General features: G+C 38.8%; 29 protein-coding genes and 1 pseudogene. 8 read left to right on the forward strand and 22 right to left on the reverse strand.

Annotated features, from left to right (window positions below; translation table 11 throughout):
• Positions 1-15 precede the first annotated feature (15 nt).
• A complete protein-coding gene (locus J7W16_RS01965; protein WP_210595244.1) occupies positions 16-531 on the reverse strand; it encodes a TRAP transporter small permease in 516 nt (171 codons plus the stop codon).
• A 303-nt stretch (positions 532-834) separates the two neighbouring features.
• Positions 835-2,307, reverse strand: a complete 1,473-nt coding sequence (locus J7W16_RS01970; protein WP_210595245.1) for a leucyl aminopeptidase — start codon at positions 2,305-2,307, stop codon at positions 835-837.
• A 202-nt stretch (positions 2,308-2,509) separates the two neighbouring features.
• Here J7W16_RS01970 and J7W16_RS01975 point away from each other — a divergent pair, with 202 nt between their 5' ends.
• Positions 2,510-2,986, forward strand: a complete 477-nt coding sequence (locus tag J7W16_RS01975) for a divergent PAP2 family protein (RefSeq protein ID WP_210595246.1) — start codon at positions 2,510-2,512, stop codon at positions 2,984-2,986.
• A 44-nt stretch (positions 2,987-3,030) separates the two neighbouring features.
• Here the strand turns inward: J7W16_RS01975 and J7W16_RS01980 are convergent, their stop codons facing one another.
• From J7W16_RS01980 to J7W16_RS01990, 3 genes are all read right to left on the reverse strand, one after another.
• On the reverse strand, positions 3,031-3,738 hold the full coding sequence (locus tag J7W16_RS01980) for a 3D domain-containing protein (protein WP_419095800.1): 708 nt from the start codon (positions 3,736-3,738) through the stop codon (positions 3,031-3,033).
• 111 nt (positions 3,739-3,849) lie between these two features.
• Positions 3,850-4,167, reverse strand: a complete 318-nt coding sequence (locus J7W16_RS01985) for a YuiB family protein (protein WP_346726889.1) — start codon at positions 4,165-4,167, stop codon at positions 3,850-3,852.
• 156 nt (positions 4,168-4,323) lie between these two features.
• Positions 4,324-5,535, reverse strand: a complete 1,212-nt coding sequence (locus J7W16_RS01990; RefSeq protein ID WP_210595906.1) for an NAD(P)/FAD-dependent oxidoreductase — start codon at positions 5,533-5,535, stop codon at positions 4,324-4,326.
• Between the two features lie 342 nt (positions 5,536-5,877).
• Here J7W16_RS01990 and J7W16_RS01995 point away from each other — a divergent pair, with 342 nt between their 5' ends.
• Positions 5,878-6,870 carry an NAD(P)/FAD-dependent oxidoreductase gene (locus J7W16_RS01995; RefSeq protein WP_210595248.1) on the forward strand — a complete coding sequence of 331 codons (993 nt, stop codon included), beginning with the start codon at positions 5,878-5,880 and terminating at the stop codon, positions 6,868-6,870.
• A 374-nt stretch (positions 6,871-7,244) separates the two neighbouring features.
• Here J7W16_RS01995 and J7W16_RS02000 read toward each other — a convergent pair whose 3' ends face one another.
• The 4 genes from J7W16_RS02000 to J7W16_RS02015 all read right to left on the reverse strand — a co-directional run bounded on the left by J7W16_RS02000 (position 7,245) and on the right by J7W16_RS02015 (position 10,124).
• The gene (locus J7W16_RS02000) at positions 7,245-8,018 is read right to left on the reverse strand and encodes an ABC transporter permease (protein WP_210595249.1); all 774 of its coding nucleotides are present in this window, start codon (positions 8,016-8,018) and stop codon (positions 7,245-7,247) included.
• Positions 8,005-8,979: an ABC transporter ATP-binding protein gene (locus J7W16_RS02005; protein WP_210595250.1), complete on the reverse strand. Its 975-nt coding sequence runs from the start codon at positions 8,977-8,979 to the stop codon at positions 8,005-8,007. Before J7W16_RS02005 ends, J7W16_RS02000 begins: the two co-directional genes overlap by 14 nt.
• 511 nt (positions 8,980-9,490) lie before the next feature.
• Positions 9,491-9,844 (reverse strand): HesB/IscA family protein, encoded by a 354-nt coding sequence (locus tag J7W16_RS02010; protein WP_210595251.1) that lies wholly within the window; start codon positions 9,842-9,844, stop codon positions 9,491-9,493.
• Between the two features lie 79 nt (positions 9,845-9,923).
• On the reverse strand, positions 9,924-10,124 hold the full coding sequence (locus J7W16_RS02015) for an aspartyl-phosphate phosphatase Spo0E family protein (RefSeq protein ID WP_210595252.1): 201 nt from the start codon (positions 10,122-10,124) through the stop codon (positions 9,924-9,926).
• Positions 10,125-10,463: 339 nt separating this feature from the next.
• Between J7W16_RS02015 and mqnE the strand changes: the two genes are divergently transcribed.
• Positions 10,464-11,558 carry an aminofutalosine synthase MqnE gene (gene mqnE, locus J7W16_RS02020; RefSeq protein ID WP_210595253.1) on the forward strand — a complete coding sequence of 365 codons (1,095 nt, stop codon included), beginning with the start codon at positions 10,464-10,466 and terminating at the stop codon, positions 11,556-11,558.
• A gap of 168 nt (positions 11,559-11,726) precedes the next feature.
• On the opposite strand, the gene dapF is transcribed toward mqnE, so the two are convergent.
• From dapF to J7W16_RS02035, 3 genes are read right to left on the reverse strand one after another with little or no spacing between them, the layout of a single operon-like run.
• A complete protein-coding gene (dapF, locus tag J7W16_RS02025) occupies positions 11,727-12,560 on the reverse strand; it encodes a diaminopimelate epimerase (RefSeq protein WP_246879832.1) in 834 nt (277 codons plus the stop codon).
• A 16-nt stretch (positions 12,561-12,576) separates the two neighbouring features.
• A complete protein-coding gene (locus J7W16_RS02030; protein ID WP_210595907.1) occupies positions 12,577-12,819 on the reverse strand; it encodes a hypothetical protein in 243 nt (80 codons plus the stop codon).
• Between the two features lie 31 nt (positions 12,820-12,850).
• Positions 12,851-13,087, reverse strand: coding sequence for a YuzB family protein (locus J7W16_RS02035; protein WP_210595255.1), 237 nt, complete (start codon positions 13,085-13,087; stop codon positions 12,851-12,853).
• 164 nt (positions 13,088-13,251) lie between these two features.
• Between J7W16_RS02035 and J7W16_RS22250 the strand changes: the two are divergent.
• Positions 13,252-13,365 (forward strand): annotated as a pseudogene (locus tag J7W16_RS22250) (TetR family transcriptional regulator); the annotation flags it as partial.
• 459 nt (positions 13,366-13,824) lie between these two features.
• Positions 13,825-14,895, forward strand: a complete 1,071-nt coding sequence (locus J7W16_RS02040; protein WP_346726896.1) for an NAD(P)/FAD-dependent oxidoreductase — start codon at positions 13,825-13,827, stop codon at positions 14,893-14,895.
• 54 nt (positions 14,896-14,949) lie between these two features.
• Here the strand turns inward: J7W16_RS02040 and J7W16_RS02045 are convergent, their stop codons facing one another.
• A complete protein-coding gene (locus tag J7W16_RS02045; protein ID WP_210595257.1) occupies positions 14,950-15,258 on the reverse strand; it encodes a YuzD family protein in 309 nt (102 codons plus the stop codon).
• A 202-nt stretch (positions 15,259-15,460) separates the two neighbouring features.
• Here J7W16_RS02045 and J7W16_RS02050 point away from each other — a divergent pair, with 202 nt between their 5' ends.
• Positions 15,461-15,700, forward strand: a complete 240-nt coding sequence (locus tag J7W16_RS02050) for a NifU family protein (RefSeq protein WP_210595258.1) — start codon at positions 15,461-15,463, stop codon at positions 15,698-15,700.
• A 42-nt stretch (positions 15,701-15,742) separates the two neighbouring features.
• On the opposite strand, the gene J7W16_RS02055 is transcribed toward J7W16_RS02050, so the two are convergent.
• The 5 genes from J7W16_RS02055 to yutH form a co-directional block, all read right to left on the reverse strand.
• Complete coding sequence (locus J7W16_RS02055; RefSeq protein ID WP_210595259.1) at positions 15,743-15,973, reverse strand: transcriptional regulator SplA domain-containing protein; 231 nt, start codon at positions 15,971-15,973, stop codon at positions 15,743-15,745.
• Positions 15,974-16,031: 58 nt separating this feature from the next.
• Positions 16,032-16,964: a homoserine kinase gene (thrB, locus tag J7W16_RS02060; RefSeq protein WP_210595260.1), complete on the reverse strand. Its 933-nt coding sequence runs from the start codon at positions 16,962-16,964 to the stop codon at positions 16,032-16,034.
• On the reverse strand, positions 16,961-18,025 hold the full coding sequence (thrC, locus tag J7W16_RS02065; protein ID WP_210595261.1) for a threonine synthase: 1,065 nt from the start codon (positions 18,023-18,025) through the stop codon (positions 16,961-16,963). Before thrC ends, thrB begins: the two co-directional genes overlap by 4 nt.
• A gap of 1 nt (position 18,026) precedes the next feature.
• Complete coding sequence (locus J7W16_RS02070; RefSeq protein WP_210595262.1) at positions 18,027-19,322, reverse strand: homoserine dehydrogenase; 1,296 nt, start codon at positions 19,320-19,322, stop codon at positions 18,027-18,029.
• 219 nt (positions 19,323-19,541) lie between these two features.
• The gene (yutH, locus tag J7W16_RS02075; protein ID WP_210595263.1) at positions 19,542-20,573 is read right to left on the reverse strand and encodes a spore coat putative kinase YutH; all 1,032 of its coding nucleotides are present in this window, start codon (positions 20,571-20,573) and stop codon (positions 19,542-19,544) included.
• A gap of 139 nt (positions 20,574-20,712) precedes the next feature.
• On the opposite strand from yutH, the gene J7W16_RS02080 reads away from it, so the two are divergent.
• On the forward strand, positions 20,713-21,210 hold the full coding sequence (locus J7W16_RS02080; RefSeq protein WP_210595264.1) for a phosphatidylglycerophosphatase A family protein: 498 nt from the start codon (positions 20,713-20,715) through the stop codon (positions 21,208-21,210).
• Between the two features lie 514 nt (positions 21,211-21,724).
• Here the strand turns inward: J7W16_RS02080 and J7W16_RS02085 are convergent.
• From J7W16_RS02085 to J7W16_RS02100, 4 genes are all read right to left on the reverse strand, one after another.
• Positions 21,725-22,489, reverse strand: a complete 765-nt coding sequence (locus tag J7W16_RS02085; RefSeq protein ID WP_210595265.1) for a TIGR01457 family HAD-type hydrolase — start codon at positions 22,487-22,489, stop codon at positions 21,725-21,727.
• 20 nt (positions 22,490-22,509) lie between these two features.
• Positions 22,510-23,142, reverse strand: coding sequence for a helix-turn-helix transcriptional regulator (locus J7W16_RS02090; RefSeq protein ID WP_346726890.1), 633 nt, complete (start codon positions 23,140-23,142; stop codon positions 22,510-22,512).
• Positions 23,143-23,261: 119 nt separating this feature from the next.
• Entirely contained in the window at positions 23,262-23,705 is a 444-nt protein-coding gene (locus tag J7W16_RS02095) for a DUF86 domain-containing protein (RefSeq protein WP_210595266.1), read from the reverse strand.
• A gap of 138 nt (positions 23,706-23,843) precedes the next feature.
• Positions 23,844-24,143: a YutD family protein gene (locus tag J7W16_RS02100; protein ID WP_210595267.1), complete on the reverse strand. Its 300-nt coding sequence runs from the start codon at positions 24,141-24,143 to the stop codon at positions 23,844-23,846.
• Between the two features lie 123 nt (positions 24,144-24,266).
• Between J7W16_RS02100 and J7W16_RS02105 the strand changes: the two genes are divergently transcribed.
• Positions 24,267-24,884 (forward strand): YhcN/YlaJ family sporulation lipoprotein, encoded by a 618-nt coding sequence (locus tag J7W16_RS02105; RefSeq protein ID WP_210595268.1) that lies wholly within the window; start codon positions 24,267-24,269, stop codon positions 24,882-24,884.
• Positions 24,885-24,893 lie beyond the last annotated feature (9 nt).

The raw sequence follows: 24,893 nt of genomic DNA on the forward strand, positions 1-24,893 counted from the left end.
TATTTAATTGTTTAGTTACGAATAGTCCTTCTTTTCTTGGGCTAGATACACTTCTTTTTCTTTAATATTCACCCACATATTACGTAGGAATTGAATTCCACCAAGAGCAAGCCCGATTGGGACAAAGAAGGCAATTGTATAAACTGGAATCTCCATTGCTGTTGTTAAACGACCTGATTCAACAAGAGACATAAAATAATCAAAAGCAAATTTAGATAAAACAAACAATATAAGAGCAGTTAAAGCTGGAATGAATATCGCTAATGCCTTGCGAATCGGGAATGGTGCTAAATCAAAGAATGCCGACATGCTAATATGTCTACCATAACGGGCTGCATAACTAATTCCCATGAACGTTGCAACAGTCACAGCAAAATGGCTAACTTCACCTGCAAATGACCACCCGTCACCAGTAATCTCCCGGCTAGCTACATTTCCAATTACCATAATTGCAATTAATATAATTGAATAACTAAGTATTACTTCTTCTAGTTTCACAAGCCAACGGTCTAACGTTTTTAATAGCTTCAAGGAATTTTTTCCTCCTTTTCTCAAGTAACAAGCTCGTAAGCAATTGGGCACGGTCACTTCAATAACAATCATACTGGAAAGAACTTACCAACTCAAACGTGATAAACAGGCTTCAGTAAGGCTTAGATTCCATATATAAGCCTCAGCGTTCCTTAAATGTCTGATCTAGAATAATTCTCGACTGAACGCCCACATGGTCTTAGATACTCCAAGTAGGACAAAAAAGACCTTCTCCACAAACATTTAATCTATTGGAAACTACTTGTCCTCTAGATTTCATGTTATAGAAAAGGTCTTTTTTCTTTATTCTTCTTTATTTAATACTATTTGAGCCAGTGTTCTTGCCATAGCACCTGTCCCACCTAATGGGCCAAAGTGAGTGGCTTTTGTTTGCCAAGCCGTTCCAGCAATATCTAAATGAACCCATGGCGTATTCTCAGCAAACTCACCTATAAATAGACCAGCTGTTATGCTGCCTGCATTGCGACCTGGAGCATTATTTAAGTCAGCGACATCACTTGTTTTAAGCATATCTTTATATGGTTGATAGCTCGGAAGTCTCCAAATCCATTCGCCTGTTTCGGCTGAAGCTTCTAGCACTTCCTCCATGAAATCCTCATTATTCGTAATCGCACCTGTCGTACATTCTCCTAAAGCAATTAACACAGCACCTGTTAGTGTTGCAACATCAATAATCGAGGTAGCACCTAGTTGCTTAGCATAGGTCACTCCATCTGCTAAGATTAGACGACCCTCAGCATCGGTATTGCGAACCTCAATTGTCTTTCCACTGAGAGAGCGTATCACATCACCCGGTTTTAAGGCAGATCCGTTTAATAAGTTTTCACTCGATGGTATAACCGCTAGTACGTTCACTTTTGGCTTTAGACTACCGATAATATCCATCGCACCAATAACCGCTGCCGCTCCTCCCATATCCATTTTCATCGCATGCATATTCTCACGAGGCTTAATAGAAATACCACCCGAATCAAACGTTAACCCTTTTCCAACTAGTCCGATTGTCTCCTTACTACTAGGGTCTCCTTTGTAGGAAAGGACAATCATTTTAGGTGGTTGATCACTACCAGCAGCAACTGCAAGTAAAGCACCCATTCCAAGACGTTCCATATCCTCCCGCTCTAAAATATCTAGTTCAAATTGATGTTGCTCGGCTAATGTTTGCGCTTCTTCCGCTAGGTCAGTAGGTGTAAGGAGATTCCCTGGGAGATTGACAAGTGCTCTAGCTCTATTTGTTGCTGTCCCATATAAGTAGCCAAGTTCACCAGCTTCTTGCAGATTAGAATCCTTGCTTTCGCCGTAGATCGTTATCGACTCTAATTGCTTTTCTACCTGATTCGTTTTTTCTTTATAATGCAGGACTTCATATTGACTTAATGCAATTGATTCACCAATAATCACTGCTACATCATCTAATGAAATGGCATCGTTCTCAAAACTTGATGCAAGAAACCCAACATGTTGGACACGATCCTTCTTTAGCTGTTGTCCGCATTCAGCTATCTTTTCACGTAGCTGTTCAATTGAAGCATGATCCTTCTTCCCAAGTCCAACTAAATAGACAACCTCAGTAGTAATTGCACCAAGTGTGTGAATCTTTGTAAGCGAATTCGTTTGTTTAATCTTTTTAATCTGTGCTGCAAATTCTGAATTCATACTAACAACATCATTATGTAATTCTTCACCTTCAAATAAACCAATAACTAACACATCATCTTTCTGCTCTGTTGTATAGTTTGAATAAGATTGAATCATTTTATACACTTCCTTTCATTATCATGGACTCATTATACCTAAATCCTATCTATTTCGAAACACGAAATAGAAAACCGATCGAATATCTTCAGTCAATTTTCTATGCTATAATGAAGAAATCTTACTATAAATTTGCTTAGCCATACTTAAAATGAGTATATATCTTAAAGCATTTTTTACTGGAAAGGACGTTAACAATCAAATGGAACTTCTACATAACTTCCCTCTGTGGGCTTCATTGTTTGCCATTGGCTTCGCCCAATTTGTCAAAGTCCCGCTAGCTTTTATTGCCACAAGAAAATTCGAGTGGGCATTACTAACAAGTACTGGCGGTATGCCAAGTTCACACTCAGCTGCCGTGACTGCTCTTTCAACAGCAATCGCTCTTGAATTCGGTTTAGATTCGCCCGTCTTTGCTATTACCACTGTCTTAGGAATTATTGTCATGTTTGATGCTACCGGTGTGAGACGCCATGCTGGTTACCATGCAACAGTCTTAAATCAATTAGTAGGTGATTTTAATAAATTAGTTTCAGAAGTGAAGACATGGCCAAAAAAAGAAGAAGATGAAAAGAGAAAGGAATTAAAGGAACTCCTCGGACATCAGCCAATTGAAGTCTTTTTCGGTGCCTTACTTGGAATCCTGCTTACATTAGTTCTTCATGTCGTCATTCACTAATCTTTTTTAGTGCAAAAGGGTGTCCCTAAATGGACACCCTTTTGTTAAAGATCTAATTGATTTCGGAATACTTGAACTGCATCATTTTCATTTAAACGTGTTAGTTCCTCTTCAGAAAGCTTCCCTGTTCCCTTCTTAACTATAAACACTTCAACCTCTTTTTTTCCCCATTTGCTGTATACATCTTTGACCGTTTCATAATACAAATCAATCTTGTGTCCTTTGATTGCTGATCCTGTATCTGCCACAACACCATACCCATAGTCTGGAATAAATAATACAGTACCAATCGGATAAACACTCGTATCGGCGGCAATCGTCGAGTACAAATCTCTTTTCACTTGGACACCAGAATACGTAATTCCATAGCTTGGGTGATCAGGGTTCTTCCCTGTCGATTCAACCCCAGCTGTGTAACCGGTCGCCACAACCCGCTCAGACGGATACTTCGACCAGTCGATCGCTTCTTCTAAAGGGACGTCTGTTGATTCCACAATTTCCTCTGACATTGACATTTCTTCGGTCTTAACAAATGGTAAGGTTCTCTTATTAAAAAACGATTTCTTATATGCACTATTTCTGGCTGTATGTAACTCCTCCTGGTCCTGATCTGTTATTGAAACCTGTTCATACATCCAACGTTGAAGTTCAGCTGCACTAACCCCAGAAAAGTTTCCAAACGTTGTGAAGAACGCGGCAATAAACAAACCACTCATGATTACTCTTCGCATACATGTGTTAAAAGTTTTCAAATCTCTTCACTCCTCTCATGGATTCATCATCCCCAGAGAAAGAGTAGTTTATACAATTAATTGGATAAACAATTGAAAAAATATAAAAAAAAGACCCCATCAGGGATCTTTTTAAAACATTTGATATCCACGAACACGTAACATTTTAATGACAATTCCAGCAATAATCGCACCAATAAACCCACTGAATAAAATAATAATATCAACAAGTTGCAATGATGTTAAGTTATCCCAAAGTGCAGGAAAAGCATTTGTTGAATCAGTGAAATAATCAAAGAATTCAACCTTATCAACAATCAAAATGACAATAATGGGATAGCCTAACGCCATAACCCAAGTAGACCGTAAAATCATATTTAATAGAAATCCAATTCCAAAGAAAAGAACTAGAAACAGAATAATTGAAATCATAAGCTGTGGTATATTCACAGATTGCACCTCCATGCTCTCCATTATTTTACGAATGGAACTGGTCCAAGTCAATACGTTTTATTTGAAGAAAAAACGAACAATTTATATGTAAGAAGAGAAACGATAAAAGGCCACTAAAAAAGAATTGTCTCTTTTTTTAGTGGCCGTCACTCATTACATTGGGTTTTTACCTCTTTTTAGGACAAGACCTGGTCCGCCAAGTAGGAAAAGATAACGATTATCAATCATCTTTTTCATGAAATTCGCAGACGTTCCAAATAACTTTCTTGATCCAACAACACCAATTGCTTCCTTACCACCTAATGAAGCAACAGTCCCTTTGATGTCTGGTGTAAATGTCTTCAAGGAACCACCAGTCATTAGTGACTTAATGTTGCTTGCACAAACTTCTGCCATTTGCATAGCAATTTGTGCAGTAGGTGGGTATGGACGATTAATTTCTTCATTAATAAGCAATGCACAGTCACCAATAATGAAAATGTCCTCATGTCCTGGTGCACGTAGATCTGGCTCAACCTTCACACGTCCACGCATGGCTTCAAATCCAGATTTCTCAATAATTGAGCTTCCTCTTACACCGGTTGCCCAAACAATTGTTGATGCTTTAATCTCATCACCATTAGCAAGTGAAACACCTGTTTCAGTTACTTCTTTAATTGGGCAGTTGATTTTGAATTCAACTCCGCGGCTTTCAAGGAGATTCATTGCATATTCGACTAACTCAGGATCAAATCCAGGTAGTGCAGTTGGTGCTGCTTCAATGACATACAACTTCACTTTCTCACGAGGAATATCGTAATGTGCACAAAGCTCAGGAACACGTTCTGAAAGCTCTCCAATGAATTCGATTCCTGTGAAACCAGCACCCGCAACAATCACGGTTAAAAGTTCATCTTTTTTCTCAGGAGAGTTATTATATTTAGCAAACATATATTCAATATGTTCTTTAACCTCACGTGCTCCGTTAACAGTCCATTTACTGAATGCATGTTCGTGAACCCCAGGAACACCAAATGTCTCTGCTTCTGAACCAAGTCCTACTACTAGATAGTCATACTCTAATTCACCATTAGATAAGACAACTTTTTTCTCTTCTCGCTTAATTTCTTGAACTTCATCTTTCACAAATTTAATCTTATTTAGATCAAGTACACTATTAATTGGCATACGTGTACGTTCCGGAGACAATGTTCCAGCCGCAGGTTCATGTAACCAAGTTGTTTGATAGTGGTAATCGTGTTTGTTCACTAGGGTGATATTCGCATCATGACCAATTTGTTTTGTTAGGCGTGTTGCTGTAATCATCCCACCGTAGCCAGCGCCAAGAATGACAATGTTTGGCTTTTTCAAGAGAATCACTTCCATTTTCATTATAATTTTTATGACTGTCAAATTACTGTGAATAAAACATTGTGAATATTTTCACGAAAAAATACAAATAATTAGAACGTTAGATAATTTCACAAAGAGTTCACAACATATAATTTTTATTCTATGTCTTTTCCAGTTGTTTTTCAACTACTTTTTAAAATTTTCGACAAATATCAAGCTTTTTTCCGATTGTTTTTTTCTTACTCTTAATGTAAGCAATTTCAAGTGAAATATGCTATAGAACGATTACCAGATATATCTTTGGTCTACCTTTCTTTTTTTACCTTTTTATGCATATAATTAAGGGTATGATCGATTTTTGGAGGTGGAGAGAGGATGACAGATTCGTCTAATATGTATGATATTACCGTAATCGGAGGTGGTCCTACTGGATTATTTGCCGCTTTTTATGGTGGTATGAGACAAGCTAAAGTAAAGATTATTGAAAGCATGCCTCATTTAGGAGGACAGCTTTCTGCATTGTACCCTGAGAAATATATTTATGATGTAGCTGGATTCCCAAAGGTTAAGGCTCAAGAGCTAGTTGATAACCTTATAGAGCAAGCAAACCAATTTAATCCAACGGTTGTTTTGGAACAAACGGTAAGTGAATTAATTCAACAAGATGACGATACGTATATGATCAAAACAGATCAAGAAACACATTATACAAAGGCTGTTATCATTACAGCTGGTGCAGGTGCTTTCCAACCTCGTCGCCTTGAAGTAGACGGTGCAGAACACTACGAAGGGAAAAATCTCCATTATTTTGTTCAAGACCTTAGCGTCTTTGCTGGACAACGCGTTCTCGTTTGTGGTGGTGGTGATTCAGCAGTAGACTGGTCTTTAATGCTTGAACCAATTGCTAAAGAAGTGACAATGGTTCATCGCAGAGATAAATTCCGTGCTCACGAACACAGCATTGAGCTTTTGAAAAATTCAAAAGTAAATATTCTCACACCATTTGAAATTACAGAGCTCAAAGGGAACGATGATAAAATCGAGCAAGTGACACTACAGGAAATTAAAGGCGATCAAACAAAGACTCTTGACGTCGACGCCGTTATCGTCAATTTCGGTTTTGTTTCATCACTTGGTCCAATTAAAGAATGGGGACTTGAGATCGAAAAGAATTCTATTATTGTAAATACGAAAATGGAAACAAACCGTCCAGGTATCTATGCAGCAGGTGATGTATGCTCATATGAAGGCAAAGTCAAACTAATCGCCACTGGTTTCGGTGAAGCACCTACAGCAATCAACAACGCTAAAGCATTCATCGATCCAAAAGCAAGACTATTCCCCGGCCACAGCACAAGCCTATTTTAATATTTAAGAAGACACCTTGGAGAAATTAATTCTCCAAGGTGTCTTTTATGTATAATAGGTTCTTCTATAGAGGTTGTATTTGTCCTTTCACCCATTTTAAGAGATGTAAAAAAACACAACTAGAGAGGTTGAAAAGAACAATTCCCATTATTCCTCTAACAAAGCGGACGGGATGGGTGGGCCGACTCCTGCAGGACAGAAAGGGCAGGTTGAAATCCACCGGCAAAGCCGGTTAGTTCAACGCCCTCCTGCGGAAAGCGTGCCCCCCATCCCGGTAGCGGAGTCGAAGCGTTTTACTTCGGCAATAGAAACTTTCATCCATCAAAAATTTTTCGACAAGCTCAAAACTTACCCTCTTCCGAATAATTAAACTTTTAATACTGACCCAAAAGTCCTTTCCTCATAGCAACTTTCTCACATTTTATAAATACAAATAACCCAACAGCAAGATACAAAAATGAATTACTAAATAATATTGCAAAATCAGCTAAAGCAATCTCTGTTAACCTTAAGTCATCAAGCATAACAGTCCTAACCATATTGACCCCTTTAACAAATGGAGCAAAGACTAGAAACGGGGCAACCGATAAAGGAACAAACACAAGACCCATTAACACAAACTGGAATATTTGCAGAAATGACTCAATTTGCTTAACGATGATTGCCAAACCAGCAATCATAAAACTGACTCCAATCATACTAATCATTGTTACTAAAATTATAGGAATGGTTGTCATCGGATTAAGATTTAACCATTGTCCAGATGTCAGCATAGCCGCTAAAAGCAAAAGAACCATAATAACCATTTGGAGTGAAAATTGACCGATCATACGAGCGAGCAAAATCTTCCATACACCTAAAGGGGACATATACAATTGTTCTAACGTTCCTCGGGTCGCCTCTGTTACTACAGAAAACCCAATAAAATTCATCGTCATCATTGTTAGACTCCAAAATACTACACTAACAATTGAATATTGAACATTTGAATCAAAACTAGCGGGATCCCCAATAAACATAATCCCAAAAAACGCCGCGATAAAAATAATATAAAATGTCATTAGTAGGGCTAAAGTATTAGGCAAATAACGCTTCATTTCAATAAATTCCATTCGGACATTAGCAGTAAGTACATTAAGCCATTTCAAATCGTTTCTCCCCCTTAACAATTTGCATAAACACTTGTTCAAAGTCAATAGAGGTTCGATCAATACTTTCAACAACAACACCTTCTGATCTAAAAATGTCAAATAGCCCATATATATCTTCACTTTTTTCTAAATTCACCGTTACAACAGTTTGATGCTCTCCACTCTCAAAGCTGCTTAAAGGAAAGCGCTGAATCATCTGTTGCTTTAACTTCATATTTAATGAACCAGCTATTTTTATGGCATATGCCTTAGTATCAAAAAGGTTAAGGAGGTTTTCCACTTTTTCATCAATGATCACTGTGCCCTTATTTATAATGACCGTGCGATCACACAATTCCTGTACGACTGGCATATCGTGTGAACTAATGATGATTGTTCGCTTTTCATCTTTGACAATGTTTTTAAGGATCTCTCTTAATTCATAACTAATTTCAACGTCCAAACCTAAAGTCGGTTCGTCCAATAAAATAACGTCTGTATTCGCCAACAACGTTACGGCAATTGCTAGTTTTTGTTGCATCCCCCGAGACAGTCCATTAACAAGCTCATTTTCCTTATGTTTTAAATGGAACTGTTCTAATAACTTTTCAACTTGAGGTGCCACTTCCTTACGAGAGAACCCACGATTACCTGCAAAGTATTCTAAATTTTCGCGAACTGTTAATCGCCAATACAAATTACGGTTACCTTCTAACACTGCACTTATATGACGAAGTGCTTTTAATCGCTGGGTATTAATATCTAAACCATTAATTGATATCGTACCTGCGTCAGCTTTCAATAATCCACAGATCATCTTAATCGTTGATGTTTTACCTGCACCGTTAGGCCCTAATAGACCAAGGACTTCTCCACGATATACATTAAAGGTTACATTATTTACAGCTGAAATAATTTCTTTCGTTTTTCTTTTAACGTATGATTTTTCAATTCCCCGAACTTCAATGATCTTCTCCACCAAACCACCCTCTCTTTATTGCAACTGGATATTACTACCTTTACATCCATTATAAAACAATAAAGATAAACTACTACCTACCTTAAGGTGGAATTCGAATCAGTCTTAAGTTGGAGATTGGATCAAGACCTATCGATCCCGTCCTCTCTTCTTACGTCACAAGAAATTTTATTGTATGTACAAAAAAGGTCAGACAAAGTGTCTGTACCGACTTAAAACAATAACAAAGATAGATAGTGTGCTGACACCGCTCCTGAAATATACTTCGCTTTCCGCGGGAAGCCGCTGAGCCTCCTCGGCTACGCCTGTGGGGTCTCACCTTTGGCTTTTGCATCCCGCAGGAGTCTACGTATATTTCATCCGCTAAATAAATGCTTTGTTCAAAATTTCAGTCAGCCACTTTAGTTGTAGTCTTAGTCTTAAACAAAAGAAAAAATACCCTTGAGAATTAGTTCTCAAGGGTATTTCGTCTAGATTCTATGACTCCTGTGTAAGGGGCCATTTGTGTATTTTAGCATTCTTCCGGGGTACCAGCTTTAGTTGCGGTTCGGAATGATGAACCACAGCCACAGTTTGCGATAGCATTGGGATTATCGATTGTGAATCCGCCACCCATCATATTTTGCTTGTAGTCAATTACTACACCTTTAACAATTGGGGCACTTTCTTCATCGATTAGAATTTCCAATCCATCTATATCTAATTTCGTATCATCTTCATTTCTTTCGTTATCAAAACCCATACCATACGATAAACCGCTACAGCCGCCACCTTTAACACCGACGCGAAGCATTAGGCCTTCTTCACCTTCTGCCTCCATCATGCTCTTAATATGACTTACTGCGGATTCAGTTAATGTAATCATAACATCCCTCCTAATTGCTGTTAGGATTATTATACCTCATCTAATCCTTGAACCTCAAGGCAGACTACTCACCATATTCTCAGCACTCTACTGATTGTCGGAGAAAAGGGGATGCAGGTTTTGTCATCATCATCATTTGATTATGTGCTGTATCTAGTTCTTGACTATAATGTAATACAAGCGGATGGTTCATTCCATATTTTCTTGCTGCAACAATCATTTTAGTACGGAGCTCTTCTATTTTATCCATATAATCTTGTCTTTTAACAGCTTTGCTCATCCCCATCACCTCTCCGCTTATAAATTCATACGTGCTCTTTTATTATTCCCTTAAGTTTACAAAAATAACATATTGAACGCAACACTACTTAATAAATTTCAAAAAATTTCCTTACATTATTCAACAGAATTGCGTGACATTTAACAGATGCTTTTCTATTTCTTTTAATAAGTGCTATCTGATAGTATAATAGACAGCGATACGAAATATATCTCTGTACTAACTTGTTCTACATGTAGAGGGCTAGTTCCTCTTTTCTACTTATAAATTCTAACATTGTAATCATTTGTTTATAAAATTCTTGATTCTATAACCAAATGAGAAACGGAGGATAACAAAATGGGAATCATGCTAACAGATAGCAAATTACAGAGCATTGCAGATAAAATTAGCAATGGTGAACGACTGACAATGGAAGATGGAATGTACTTATTTGAAACGCCTGATCTCTTAGGGGTTGCTCAATTAGCTAATCAAGTAAATATGAAGAAAAACGGCGACAACGTCTATTTCATTCAGAATATGTACATCAATCCTACAAATGTATGTGAAGCCAACTGCGGCTTCTGTGGCTTCAAACGTAAGCCAGGTCAAGAAGGTGCCTACACAATGGATAGTGCAGCATTACTTGAGTACGTTGATAAGCGTTGGAATGAAAACATTCGCGAATTTCACATTGTCGGTGGACATAATACTGAAGTCCCGTTTGATTACTATTTAGATACGATCCGCACACTAAAGAAGCATTATCCGAATGCTTCTGTCAAAGCATACACTGGTGCCGAGATCGAATTTTTCTCTAGAATCTCTGGATTATCAATGAAAGGTGTCTTGGAAGAACTCATTAAAGCTGGTCTAGACACATTACCTGGTGGTGGTGCTGAAATCCTAACTGAGCGTTACCGTGCAAAAATGAGTCCAGATAAAGCATCGACTGATCAATGGCTAGAAGCACATGAAATTGCACATAATCTTGGTCTTCGTACACATGCGACGATGCTCTATGGTTCAATTGAGTCAAAAGAAGAACGCCTGATTCATATGGATCGTCTACGTCAGCTACAAGACCGAACAAATGGATTTATGGTTTTTATTCCACTTGCCATGCAGCCTAGAAGTGTTAATGCCGGAATCAAGAGAAGAACAACTGCGTACGATGATATGCGTACATTGGCAATCAGCAGATTGATGCTAGATAATTTTGACCATATTAAAGCATATTGGATTAATATTGGTGTACAGTTAACACAAATGGCCTTAACATTTGGCTCTAGTGATATTCATGGAACGTTAATTGAAGAACGTATCTCTCACGCTGCTGGTGCCCTAACATCACAAGGGATCACAAGAGATGAATTGATTCACCTTATTAAAAGTGCCGGAAAGACACCAATTGAACGAGATACTTTCTACAATATCGTTAAAACGTATTAAAAGGGACAACATCTCTTCACAGAATAACGAACAAAAAAACACGCATGGAGGCTAGATCCACCATGCGTGTTTTGTCTTGTCTCTAAAAAAGGAACCTATTCCATTTAAATAGAGCCAAATCAATTAAGCTGATTTGGCTCTATTTTATTCTAGCAAAAAGAGTATCACTTATTTCCGTTCGAAAAAACCTTCACAAATAATTTCCGCTCCACCACTCATCAGCACATGGCCATTTTGTTTCCAAGTAATTCGTAGGTCACCACCTAATAAATGAACAATAACCTCTTCGTCCTTATGACAGTGTCCATTAAGAATTGCTGCAACAACCGCCGCACAAGCTCCTGTTCCACAAGCCTGCGTAATACCAGATCCTCTTTCCCAAACACGAAAATGAATCTCATTTTTTGAAACAATCTCGACGAATTCCACATTTACCCAATCAGGAAAGCGTTCATCCTTTTCCATTTTCGGACCAATTGTTTCAACATTTGCCTTACTAATATCCTTAACAAACATAATCGCATGTGGATTTCCCATTGAGACAGCAGTCACAAATAACTCTTCACCATCAAGTTCAAAGCACTCAGAAATTACTTGATCTTGTTTCCCACCAAGCATTGGAATGTTTTCACGTGTCAATATCGGCTCTCCCATATCAACTGTCACATTTACAACTCGACCCTGAACCACCTCAACGGTTGCTTCAACAAGGCCTGCTAACGTTTCAATTTGAAATGTTTTCTCCTTTACATACCCATGTTCAAAGGCGAACTTGGCAACACACCTAAGACCATTCCCACAGTTTTTTGCTTCGGAACCATCATTATTAAAGATTCGCATTTTTACAGGGGCGATCTTGGACGGCGCTACTAGAATAAGTCCATCTGAGCCGATTCCCTTATTTTTATCTGCAACCTCTACCGCAAGTGAAGCAAGGTCTTCTTCAAGTAGTTTTTCTTTAAAAGCATCAACGTAAATATAACTATTCCCAAGTCCATGCATTTTCGTAAATTGCACGCTAGCTTCCGCCCTTTCGTAGTGGCTTGTCTGTCCAAAAATAATCTTGATCTGCTTCTAAAATCGTCATACGAGCGTTACAGCATGGCATAATTAAAATCGTCTTTATGCTTTCTTGTGCACGCTTAAATTCGGATTTCTTCATATTTGTTAACACATTATCCGCTCCACAAAAGGGGCATGTCTGTATATAAATATCATCAAATAACCGTTCATACGGCCATGTGTTGATAAATGGAATCATTTCCAAGTTAAACACTTCCTTTGTTGTGAGCCTAAAACATTGGATTCTCTTCAAGATGAAGATAAATATTCTCGACTAATTCCTCATTGGTTTCACCAGAGACAAATTCTCCATTAACAAGAGCAAACGGATCTAATGCACATTGCCCACAATGATTTAAACAGCCATATTCAATAATATCTAAATTAGGATCACGTTCAAGCATTTCCATGGCTTTTTGTGAACCACTCGCTAAATTACTTAAGCAAAATTCAATAATTGGACGCATTATTTCACCTCATTAATCTTCCTCTTTATGCTACTCTCGCTTTAAAAAGAAGTCAATTATGACAATTTAATTTATTTAGAAAAAAGTTCATAAAATTGTTGTTTTTTTGTCGCTTCCTGCTATAATCAAAACTGACCAGGGTCACTTTTGAGGAGCTTAAATAGATGAATGAACGTGCCAAAAAGGAACGAACCAAAAAACGTATTGAGGATGCCGCCTTAGCTCTTTTTAAAGAAAAAGGTTTTTCTCGAACCACTGTACAAGAGATTACTCGTGCAGCTAATGTTGCAAAAGGAACATTTTTTAATTATTTTCCTACAAAGGATTCAATCATGCAATCGCTCGCAAATGATCTTTTAGAAACGGTTTTACCTTTTTTAGAGCAACCACACTTTAAGCAGCGAACATTATCTGTTCGCTTACATGCCTATCTTCAATTTATTCTAAAAGATTATGACCAAGATCCAGCACTGACAATTGAAATGTGGAATCATGTTCTTAAAAAGCAGACGTTGCTACTTACACATTGGGAGAAATTACTTACTCACGCTAAAGAAAGAGGAGAATTCACCTCTTGTGCTTCAGTTGAGACTTGGAAACATATCATTCATGGTTTGATTTCTCATGGCATGAAAACCTTTACGACTGAACCTACTAAAGCCCGACTACTCGAAAACGTGATGACTTTGGTCGAGACAGCACTTGATGCAATCACCGAACAAAGGGGACATTCACTTATGAAAAAGCTTGTTATACTTGGTGGCGGTTATGGCGGGATGCGTATTATTCAACGTTTACTACCAGACGAATTACCTGAAGATGTTGAAATCATTCTTATCGATCGTCTACCTTACCATTGTCTTAAAACAGAATATTATGCTTTAGCTGCTGGTACAGCCGCAGATCATCATTTACGTGTTTCTTTTCCTGAGGATGCAAGAATTTCAATTAAATACGGGACAATTCAATCTGTTGATCTATCAGGAAAAACAGTTGAATTAGAGGATGGAAGCTCAGTTTCATATGATAAATTAGTCATTGGCTTAGGCTGTGAAGACAAATACCATAATGTACCTGGTGCAGAAGAATTTACAAATAGCATTCAAACAATGGATGCGACAAGAAAAACATATGAAGCCATTAATAATGTTCGACCAAATGGCATTGTCTCAATTGTTGGTGGGGGATTAAGTGGTGTTGAACTCGCCAGTGAATTACGTGAAAGTCGACCAGATCTCACAATTAAGCTGTTTGATCGTGGTGAAATTATTTTATCAATGTTCCCATTAAAGTTAAGTACATATGTACAAAATTGGTTTATCGATCATGGTGTCGATGTGATCAATAAATCAAATATCACAAGAGTCGAAAAAGGGTTCATCTATAATCATGATGAAGCCATTGAATCAGATGCAATTATATGGACAGCTGGTGTTCAGCCAGTTGAGGTAGTAAGGAATTTAGATGTTGAAAAGGATCCACAAGGACGTGTCGTTTTGGCACCTCAACATTTCCTGCCGACTGATGATGATGTATTTGTCGTTGGTGACTGTGCGAGCCTACCTCATGCTCCGAGTGCACAATTAGCTGAGGGCCAGGCTGAACAGATCGTGACGATTTTGAAGAAGCAATGGAATGGCGAATCCCTTCCAGAGGAACTTCCTCAAATTAAATTAAAAGGTGTATTAGGTTCTCTTGGGAAAAAGCATGGCTTTGGACTTATGGGAGAACGAACTCTTCTAGGTCGAGTTCCAAGGGTTCTAAAAAGCGGAGTACTATGGATGTATAAGTATCACTCTGGTGCTTAATAAATTTAATGGAGCCTTAAAGAGCAGCTTATTCACTCTTTAAAGGCTCTTTTTTCAACTCAATTCATTGATTTTTTTAAAGATCTCTTTTAAATTTGGGTTACCCTCTGCCACTACTTCACCGTTTAATACAACTAGCGGATAAAAATACTCATCATTTTGTATTGCTTCGGAAAATTGAATATCGATTTCTTTTTCGCCAGGCTCTTCAATATCGATATAGCTCATCTTAAACTGATGAGTTGGGTACTTTCTGGTTACTGCAGCTTCAAGCCATTCCATCGTTTCACGTGCACTAGGAAGGTGAATGCAGCTAGCACATTTCTCCTCAGCACCGTACACAGTCATTGTTATTGTAATCATCTCTAACAACTCCTCATCACATTGTCTCATATCTTATGATAATGATTTCTCTAGAAAAGAACAATCGTAAGTTTCCCCTTTAACTACAGGCAATTATCGAGTTGGTTTAGGTATTTCCATTCATTTACCTCAAAAATAAAGCAGGATCATGGATTTTTTTTGCTATGGCTATTATAATAGGAGTAGAAAGGAGTTGTTGAATATGGAAACAAGTACTGATGTAATTGAACAAGTAAAGGAAGTATTAGATAAGCTTCGTCCATTCTTACTAAGAGATGGTGGGGATGTTGAGCTTGTAGACGTTGAAGATGGTATCGTTAAAGTACGACTACTTGGTGCTTGCGGTTCGTGCCCGAGTTCAACAATTACGTTGAAGGCTGGTATTGAGCGTGCATTACTTGAAGAAGTACCTGGCATAAAGGAAATTGAGCAAGTCTTTTAATACGCTGAAAAGCCCGACATGATTATGTCGGGCTTTTCTTTATTACATCATAAATTCATCATACAGCGTCTCAGCAGAGGCTTGCGATGCGAAAATCGCATCATCTTCATCTATTGGATGATAGAAATCATATAACAATAATGAAAGCTGCTGCGGATTCATCGGATCTCTGGCAATCGTAGCTTCCTGAATTGTTGAAACAGTTGGTGTATGCGGATTTCTGTAAATCACATACACCTGTTGTCCCTCATACAACTCATTAATATTAAGCATTATGCAGTTCCTCCTTAAGAAAAAGGTATTTCTTATGGTATCCCCGCTCCTTAAACATTTATTCAGCTGAATGAGACGATGAATGAAGTTGCTTCTTTTTCACTTGAATTCCAGCACTAGCTGGCTTTAACACACTTACCTCTAAATTTGGAAAAGAACGCTGAAGCTGTTCCTTGATTTCTTCTCCTCGATTCATAGGGGCAAGGCACAGCATTGTCGGCCCCGCTCCGCTTAAGGCAGCTCCATAAGCAGCTGTCTCTTGCTGAACAACCTCAATGACTTTTTCCATCTGTGGAACAAGCTCTTTTCGGTATGGATGATGGAATAAGTCTTCATTCATCATTTTACCGGCCATCTTCCAATTGCCTTGCAAAATGGCAGCGACCAGGACATTCGCAACACTGCTTGCACGAACAGCATCTCGGAAAGGAAGCTCTTGAGGTAGAACTCCTCGAGCCTTCTTTGTTTTTAATTCCTCAGATGGTACTAGTAGCACTAGGTCAACCTCTGGAATTCCTCCATAAAGAACATCAGTTGCATCTTCTGTATGTGTTCCGATTACAAGACCACCGTAAACCGAGGCTGCCACATTATCAGGATGACCCTCCCAGAGACTTGAGAATCGTACTTTATCGTCAACCGACATTTTATCACCAATTAGTTGGTTCGCGAGTTCTACACCAGCTACAATAGCCGCTGCACTGCTCCCAAGACCTCTTGCTAAAGGAATATCACTTGTCATGACGACGTTACACGGATTAAGTGTTTCGCCTAGTTCTTTCGCTACATGCAGTGCAACCTCACAAATTAGGTTATCTTCGCCTTCAGGAACTCCTTGAAGCTCTCTGGAGTCCGATGAAAATGACCACTCTGAAGCCGGTGTGACCTCTAGTGTTAAGTAACGATCTACAGCTAAGCCAACTGAATCGAAACCAGGACCTAAATTTGCAGAACTACCAGGAACCGTTATGATGAACGGGTCTTGGCTCATGACATAACACCGCCTTTAAGGTGAGAAAGAAAGGCTGCTTGATCATTAGGTAATACAACCGGTTTAACAGAAACAGAATCAATCGCTGTATTAGGATCCTTCAACCCGTTTCCAGTCAGGACACAAACAACCGTTGAGCCTTTTTTAATTTCACCTGATTCAATTTGCTTCTTCAAGCCTGCAATTGAAGCACATGAAGCTGGTTCAGCAAATACTCCCTCACGACTTGCTAAGAGCTGATAGGCTTCTAAGATTTCTTCATCAGTAACAAAGTCAATCGCTCCATTAGATTCTTCAGAAGCTGCAACAGCCTGCTTCCAGCTCGCTGGATTTCCGATGCGAATCGCTGTAGCTACTGTTTCTGGTTCTTGGATAATTTCATTTTTAACGATTGCTGCTGCACCTTCTGCTTCAAATCCACGCATTTGTGGCAGACCTGTTCCTTTTTTCTCGTTATATTCTTTAAATCCTTTCCAGTAAGCAGTAATATTTCCTGCATTCCCAACTGGGATGGCTAGAACATCAGGTGCCTTTCCTAATGCATCACATACTTCAAATGCAGCAGTCTTTTGCCCTTCAATTCGATATGGATTCACTGAATTTACAAGAGTGATAGGTTCTGTTTTACTAATTTCACGGACAATATCTAATGCATTATCAAAATTGCCTTGAATTTCAAGAACTTCAGCACCGTACATCACAGCCTGAGCAAGCTTTCCAAGAGCAATCTTTCCTTCTGGGATAACAACGATACATCTAAGTCCAGCACGTGCCCCGTAAGCGGCGGCTGCTGCTGAAGTATTCCCCGTCGAGGCACAAATGATTGCCTTGCTGCCTTCTTCCTTTGCCTTCGCAACAGCCATAACCATCCCACGATCCTTAAACGATCCAGTAGGGTTTGCCCCTTCATACTTAACGTAAATTTCTACACCCCACTCTTTTGATAAGTGCTCAAGTGGGACTAGAGGTGTATTACCCTCCTGAAGTGATAACATCGGTGTTTTTTCATTTACAGGCAAAAACTCTTTATATTCGTGAAGCAATCCATTCCAACGACTCATATTATTTTCCTCCCTCTACTCGGTAGCAGCTTTCAATCGATTCAATGACATCAAGCTCTGATAATTTATTGTATAAGTTAAGATAGTTTTCTTTATTAGTATGATGAGTAATGACAATAACCTCAGCAACCTCTTTGCCCTCTACTGGCATTTGTAAAAGCTTCTCAAAGCTTACCTCATGACTTGCAAACAGACTCGTTACCGCTTGGAATGTTCCAGCCTTATCAAGAACTCGAAGACGTAAGAAGTATTTTGAGTCGATTTCCTTGTCTTCTTTCAATGATCTTTGATGAAGAGGTGCTTGGATCGTTTGACCCGTCACACCAAGACGCATATTCTTCATTACAGTTACTAAATCTGAAACAACCGCTGTTGCAGTTGGTAAGGATCCAGCTCCTGGTCCGTAGAACATCGTTTCTCCAACTGCTTCCCCGTAAACGTAGACTGCATTATATTCATTGTGCACAGACGCTAATGGATGCTTATTAGGAAGTAATGTTGGTTCTACACTAATCTCCACTCGCCCATCATCACGCTGTGCTAAACCAATTAGTTTCATCGTATAGCCAAGTTGGTCGCAATAATCAAGATCTGCTTTTGTAACAGAAGACATCCCTTTAATACTAACATCATTTAAGCTAATATTCATTGAGAAACCAAGGTTAGCTAGAATCGCCATTTTTCTGGCCGCATCTAAGCCTTCAACATCCGCTGTTGGATCGCTTTCTGCAAAGCCAAGCTCCTGAGCTTGTTTTAAGACGTCCTCGTATGAGCTACCATCTTGTGTCATCTTTGTTAATATATAATTAGTTGTTCCGTTAACAATCCCCATCATTTTAGTGATTCGATCAGCAGATAACCCGTCAGTCAAACCACGTAAAATAGGAATTCCACCGGCAACACTTGCTTCATAAAAAAGGTCACAGCCATTTTCAGCTGCTACATTTAATAACTCTGTACCATGAACGGCCATAAGATCTTTATTAGCAGTAACAACATGCTTACCACTCTTTAGTGCCTGAAGAAGATATTCCTTTGTTGAATCGACGCCACCCATCACTTCAATAATAACATCAATTTCTTGATCGAACAGAACATCCTCAATTTGATCGGTTAAAAGGGAACGGTCTACTTCGGCTGGTCTTTGCTTCTCAATATTCCGAACAGCTACCTTCCGCACTGTTACAGGACAGCCGACTTGATGACGCAATTCTTCTTGGTGTCGTTCAATAATAGAAATGACTCCTGATCCTACTGTTCCTAAGCCAAGTAATCCGACGCGAACCTCCACTGACATTGTTCTACACTCCCTTTTTCTCTCCACTCTCTTTTGTACTCCTTAAACGAACAATCGTTTACCTATAATGGACATTATAGACCTCTTTCCGTTTAACTACAATAGACTTTCCGGAGTTTTTTTAATTTTTCTTATTTTTTCTTCTTTTCTAAAAACAACTAATTTTAAACGTTAATACAAAAAAGAACAGGTTCTATTTAAGAATCCTGTTCCTTTTGATTATAGCCAGCTAATTCGTGGAATTTGCTCGCCCTCGGTTTGCCTAGATACTAAATAGTTCGCTGCAAATTCTTTTAAGAATTGTTCATTTTTCTTCTCATCGTCTAGCAATTTCAGAAATTCAAAGCGACTCTCTGCTTTTTCCTCATGAATTTGACTCTTATAATAATTTTCAATCGTTTCAAAATAATGCAAAGGAAATAATAATCTTGCGTATAATAACCTCCATGAAAAACTTGTCAATGGTTCATATTGTTCATACCCTCTTAAAAATGAGTCGAGGTTCTGCCATGGAAAAACATCCTTCACTCTACGTTGGTCACGGATCCACTCCGCTATATCTCGACAAGGATGATCATATAACCATTCCGTAGGTTTCTTCACGATCGAACCTTGCTCTGAAATTGGAATCCATGTTCTGTCAGTATAACGTCGATGACATATCGTCGGAACTTCTTGATCACGAGTAGAGTCATCTAATGTAGCATCAACAGCATACTGGATCGCATTTTCAGTCAGTCCCATGAAGTATGGATACGTAAATAGAAATGCTTGATCAACATCTGTTTGTGGACCTTGAAAAAGCACTTGTTGGTACCAGCCTTCTAACTGTTCAAGTCGAGCTTCCCATAAATGGGCCCATTGGCCGAAGTATTCGTATTCTTTTTCATATTTCATTTGTTTTCCATAGTAATGTACCGTAGCTAAATGTGCCCCTTTTTCCTCTAAGCTATTTAAGTAGAAGTGAGTTTCAGCTCTCTGTTCAGGTAATGCACAAACATACACTTCCTGTCCATCAATCAATGCAACTCGCTTATTAAATTTTGTGTTGATTGGCTCTAGAACTGACGTATCACCAACCGAACGTAAGTATTCTGTGAATGTAATCATATCCTGTTCATCAAGCATGCTTTCTTCCTTCGGTAACAATAGATAGGATTGATTCCCTGTTCGGAACCCTTCATATCCCCCTAAAGAGAAACGCTCTTCACAGTAAAGACCATAAACATCATAAAGATTCCGCTCAAACATAATTTCCCCTCCAATTTATGCATTCCTTTTTCTAGTCTATGACCTAGGTGAATAAATTGTGTCTTCGGATAGTAGACTAGTATTATCCTTTCTGTCACAATAAAGCTGAAGATGATTTCAAGAAGGTAGAGGTGAGCGTATGACACACAGAAAAATGGACGAAGTTGAGACAAAAGCTCGAAATTGGCTGGAAGAACGAGGCGTAACATTAGAAGACATTGCAGAACTTGTTTATTTTCTTCAAGTCAAGTATCATCCGAATCTTCAATTATCGGATTGCCTAGAGAACGTTGACCGCGTTCTCCGCAAACGAGAAGTTCAAAACGCTATTATTACTGGTATTCAATTAGATGTTTTGGCAGAGAAAAAAGAGTTAGAAGAACCATTACAAGGCATTATCGACCGTGATGAAGGACTCTATGGAGTAGATGAAATCATAGCTTTATCGATTGTAAATGTATATGGTTCGATTGGTTTTACGAATTATGGTTATATCGATAAGCAAAAGCCAGGTATTCTAGAAAAGTTAAATGACAAATCTTCAGGAGAATGCCACACCTTTTTAGATGATATTGTCGGAGCCATCGCAGCAGCTGCCTCCAGTCGTCTAGCACATAGTGCAGCACATACTGAATAACAAGATAGTTCTCTTTGGGACACCGCTCCTGGAATATACTTCGCTTTCCGCGGGAAGCCGGTGAGCCTCCTCGGCTACGCCTGTGGGGTCTCACCTTTGGCTTTTGTATATTCCATCCACTAAGTTATTGGATTAGTTGGAATTTCCGTTAAACACTTTACTTTAGTTATGTCCTAAACTCTTTTAGTCCAGGACAAATCAAAATGCCTATGAGAGATAACCCTCATAGGCATTTTGACATTGAATTTCTCTAAAGTCCTCTTCGTTTGATTCAACGGCACTTATGGTTTGTATTTGTAAGGAAAAATTAAGCATATTCTCATTGCTCTCTAACTAAGCGGACGGGATGGGTGGGCCGACTCCTGCAGGAAACAAGGGCAAAATGGAAATCCACCGGCGAAGCCGGTTAGTTCCATGCCCTCCTGCGGAAAGCGTGCCCCCCATCCCGGTAGCGAAGTCGAAGCCTCTCATCATGACCATTGTCACTAATACAAATGTTCGTTATAGAAGTTTCTTAGAACTTCCATTCTGCTAACGAGTCAATGGCGTGTGTTGGTTGAATATCGTAGCTAGCAACTTCTTCTTTTGTAGACACACCAGTGTAAACCATTAAAGTATCCATATCTGCTTGAATCCCAGCTAATATGTCTGTGTGGTAATTATCACCGACCATAATCGTTTCTTCCTTTGTTAAGCCCATTACCTCTAACGCTTGCTCTACAATAATGGATTCTGGTTTTCCAATAAAGGTTGGTATCACTCCTGTTGTGACAGACAAAACGGATATGAGCGATCCTGCACCAGGTAACAAGCCTCTTTCAGTAGGTAGTGCCACATCACCATTTGTTGCAATAAACGTAGCCCCTGCACGGATATTTAGGGCCGCTTTAGCTAGCTTTTCATACGAGATAGCCCGATCAAGACCCATGACGACGAACTCAGCACCTTCCTCGACAATTGTATGACCTTCCTCTTTAATAGCAAGATGTAACCCTTCTTCCCCAATAACATACACTTTTGCATGCTTCTGTTGTTCTGAAAGGTAGGTCGCTGTTGCCATACTTGTCGTAAAAACATGTTCTGTATTAGCTGGTACATTCATTTCGCGGAGATGCTCAGCTACTTTTGATGGGTGTTTAGTTGAATTGTTTGTCACGAACAAATAAGGAATCTTTCTTTCCTCCAACTCCTTGACAAACGTGACAGCCTCTTCAATTTTTTCACTTCCTCGATACATCGTTCCGTCTAGATCAATTAAATAGCCACGATAGCTCTTCACTTTGCTCGCTCCAATCGTTCCTATGTTATTTTTTTCTTTATTTTATATACACAAGCGTTAGAATCTTCCTTAGCCATACAGGATTGTCGTTCAATGTCCTCTGTCTTAAGTAAACGTTTAAACAACTCATGCTCACATTGACAAGCAATCGGGTATTCCTTAGCAACTTGGGCAATCGGACAATTGTATTCAGTGAATTCAAACGAGCCATCTTCCTTTTGTTCGTATTCAACCATGTAGCCGTTCTCGCTTTGGATCTTTGCAAGTGCTTCTACTCGTTCTGCAAAAGTCCCTTGCATATCGTCATTATACTTTTCAAAAAGACGATCCTTTCGTTTCGAAAACACCTGACTGACTAATTCTTGTCCACTTATTTGCTCGATATCTTTTAGAATTGTGAGTGATAGGTCAACATAATTTCTTGGAAAAGATTCTTTCCCCTTTTCAGTTAAAGAGTATTTATACGTGGGACGCCCCATCGCTTGACGTATTTGATTTGAGATAATAAGTTCTTCTTTTTCAAGTTCTTTAATATGACGGCGAACAGCCATCTCTGTGATTCCAAGATCAACAGCCAGATTAGCTACCGTCTGTGCTTCGGTTCGCTTTAGGATCGTTAAGATTAATTGGCGAGTCGACATTTCTTTCTTCAACAGTGTTCACCATCCTTTTCCCTTATTGTATGCGATCAACAGGAAATTGCAAAGAAAAGGGCTTTTTAAGGGTTTGTCCAAAAGGTATGGTTTTAACCCTATTGACAACGCTACTCTTATTAATCTTCTGGAAGAAATGCAGATACTGGGCCAAGTTCGGTCTCAAGATACCGACGCACCTCGATTGGAAATTGTAGTAATGCCTCCTGGTTTGCCTTAAATACCTCTACAAGACGCTTATGATCAACTTCATAAAATTGTTGAACAAGCTGCTTTCTCTCCTGAATAACCCTTTTTAGTGCAAGTGCATGTCCATTATTTACAACCTTCTCATCCTCTAAAATATCAATAATGTCTTCATACCCTCCAGGATCTCTCATAATAAATCCATCTATCATGCTATTGCCAACATCAATAATTGATTCAATTGTTACCGAGGCAAGCCTTTCAATCGCTAATTGATTGGTTAATGTGTCAGCTTGTTCAATGTTTGGGAAATGACGAAGCGTTGTTTCCATATAAGATAAAGTCTTTTCTATTTTTTTCCGATCAACAAAGTACATTATGATCCCCCTCATCTTTCTATTCATGTAATTATAGTATACATGATCTGGACAGATTTCATTGATGTCATTATACACAAACTTATTTCTATTCTATCTTTTACTATGGTCTTATTTTTCTACAGAAAAACAGCCCCGTTAAGTACGAGGCTGTTTTTCTGTTTTTTCCTTTATTCTCTTAATTACGAAATAAGCACAACCAAAATTACAATATTCATACAAATAGTCGGGTAAGGTGCTGATTTTCGTATCAAAAGTCGATTTTTTATGACGATCCTCAAAAAAGCCACGCAGCCGTAGCTGATTATAGCCCCAATCTCCGACAATGTAATCGTATTTGTTTAGTACATCGCTATAGCGTGCTTTAAATGCCTCTTCGTCCCAGCCATCCTTCACATCTTCGATAATTTCATACTGCAGCCCTTGAATCCGGACCATTTGTCTCACCTCTATTATTTGCTTTTTTTATTATATCATATGTCTGTTTTCACAACAGCCAGCATTTTCTAGCGTAAAATTACAGCGTTTAGGTCATTCTGAACATAAAGGGGTGAGATGATAATGAAAAAGAATTATTTATTAATGACTGGCCTAGCTACATTACTTATCACAGGATGTCAAACGGCTGGTGATGATCCAGAAATGTTACAGCGAGCAGCCAGTAATCGTGACATGGCACAGCCATTTAACCAATTAGATGCTGCTGATAATGATTACAACTCATATGGTTATACCCGTTACCAAAGGACGCAAATTGAACCAAACAATCAACAGCAATACATTCCGATTGTCAACCGCGAAGAATTATCGGACGGGATTGCTCGTCTAGTCTTAACAAATGATGACGTTCATGAAGCTGGTGCTCTTGTCACAGATAAATATGCATTAGTTGCCTACACGACTGATTCAGAAGACCGGGACTTTGTTGCCGATCAAGTAAAACGAAGTGCACTATCAATCGTGCCCCGTTATTATGATGTCTATATTACAGATAACCCAAATCACTTTGATGAAATTGAACGCTTCGAGCAACTCTCAACTGCAACACCTGAAGTGAACAATACGATTGAACAGACAATTGATGAGATGTTAACTTCACCACAAGGTCATTATGATGAAGAGCTTGATGCAAACCACAAAGTACTTGAGACGCATCGTGAAAACATGATTACAAACTAAGACCATATT

It is taken from the genome of Halalkalibacter suaedae, assembly GCF_017939705.1.
Taxonomy (GTDB): domain Bacteria; phylum Bacillota; class Bacilli; order Bacillales; family Bacillaceae_D; genus Halalkalibacter; species Halalkalibacter suaedae.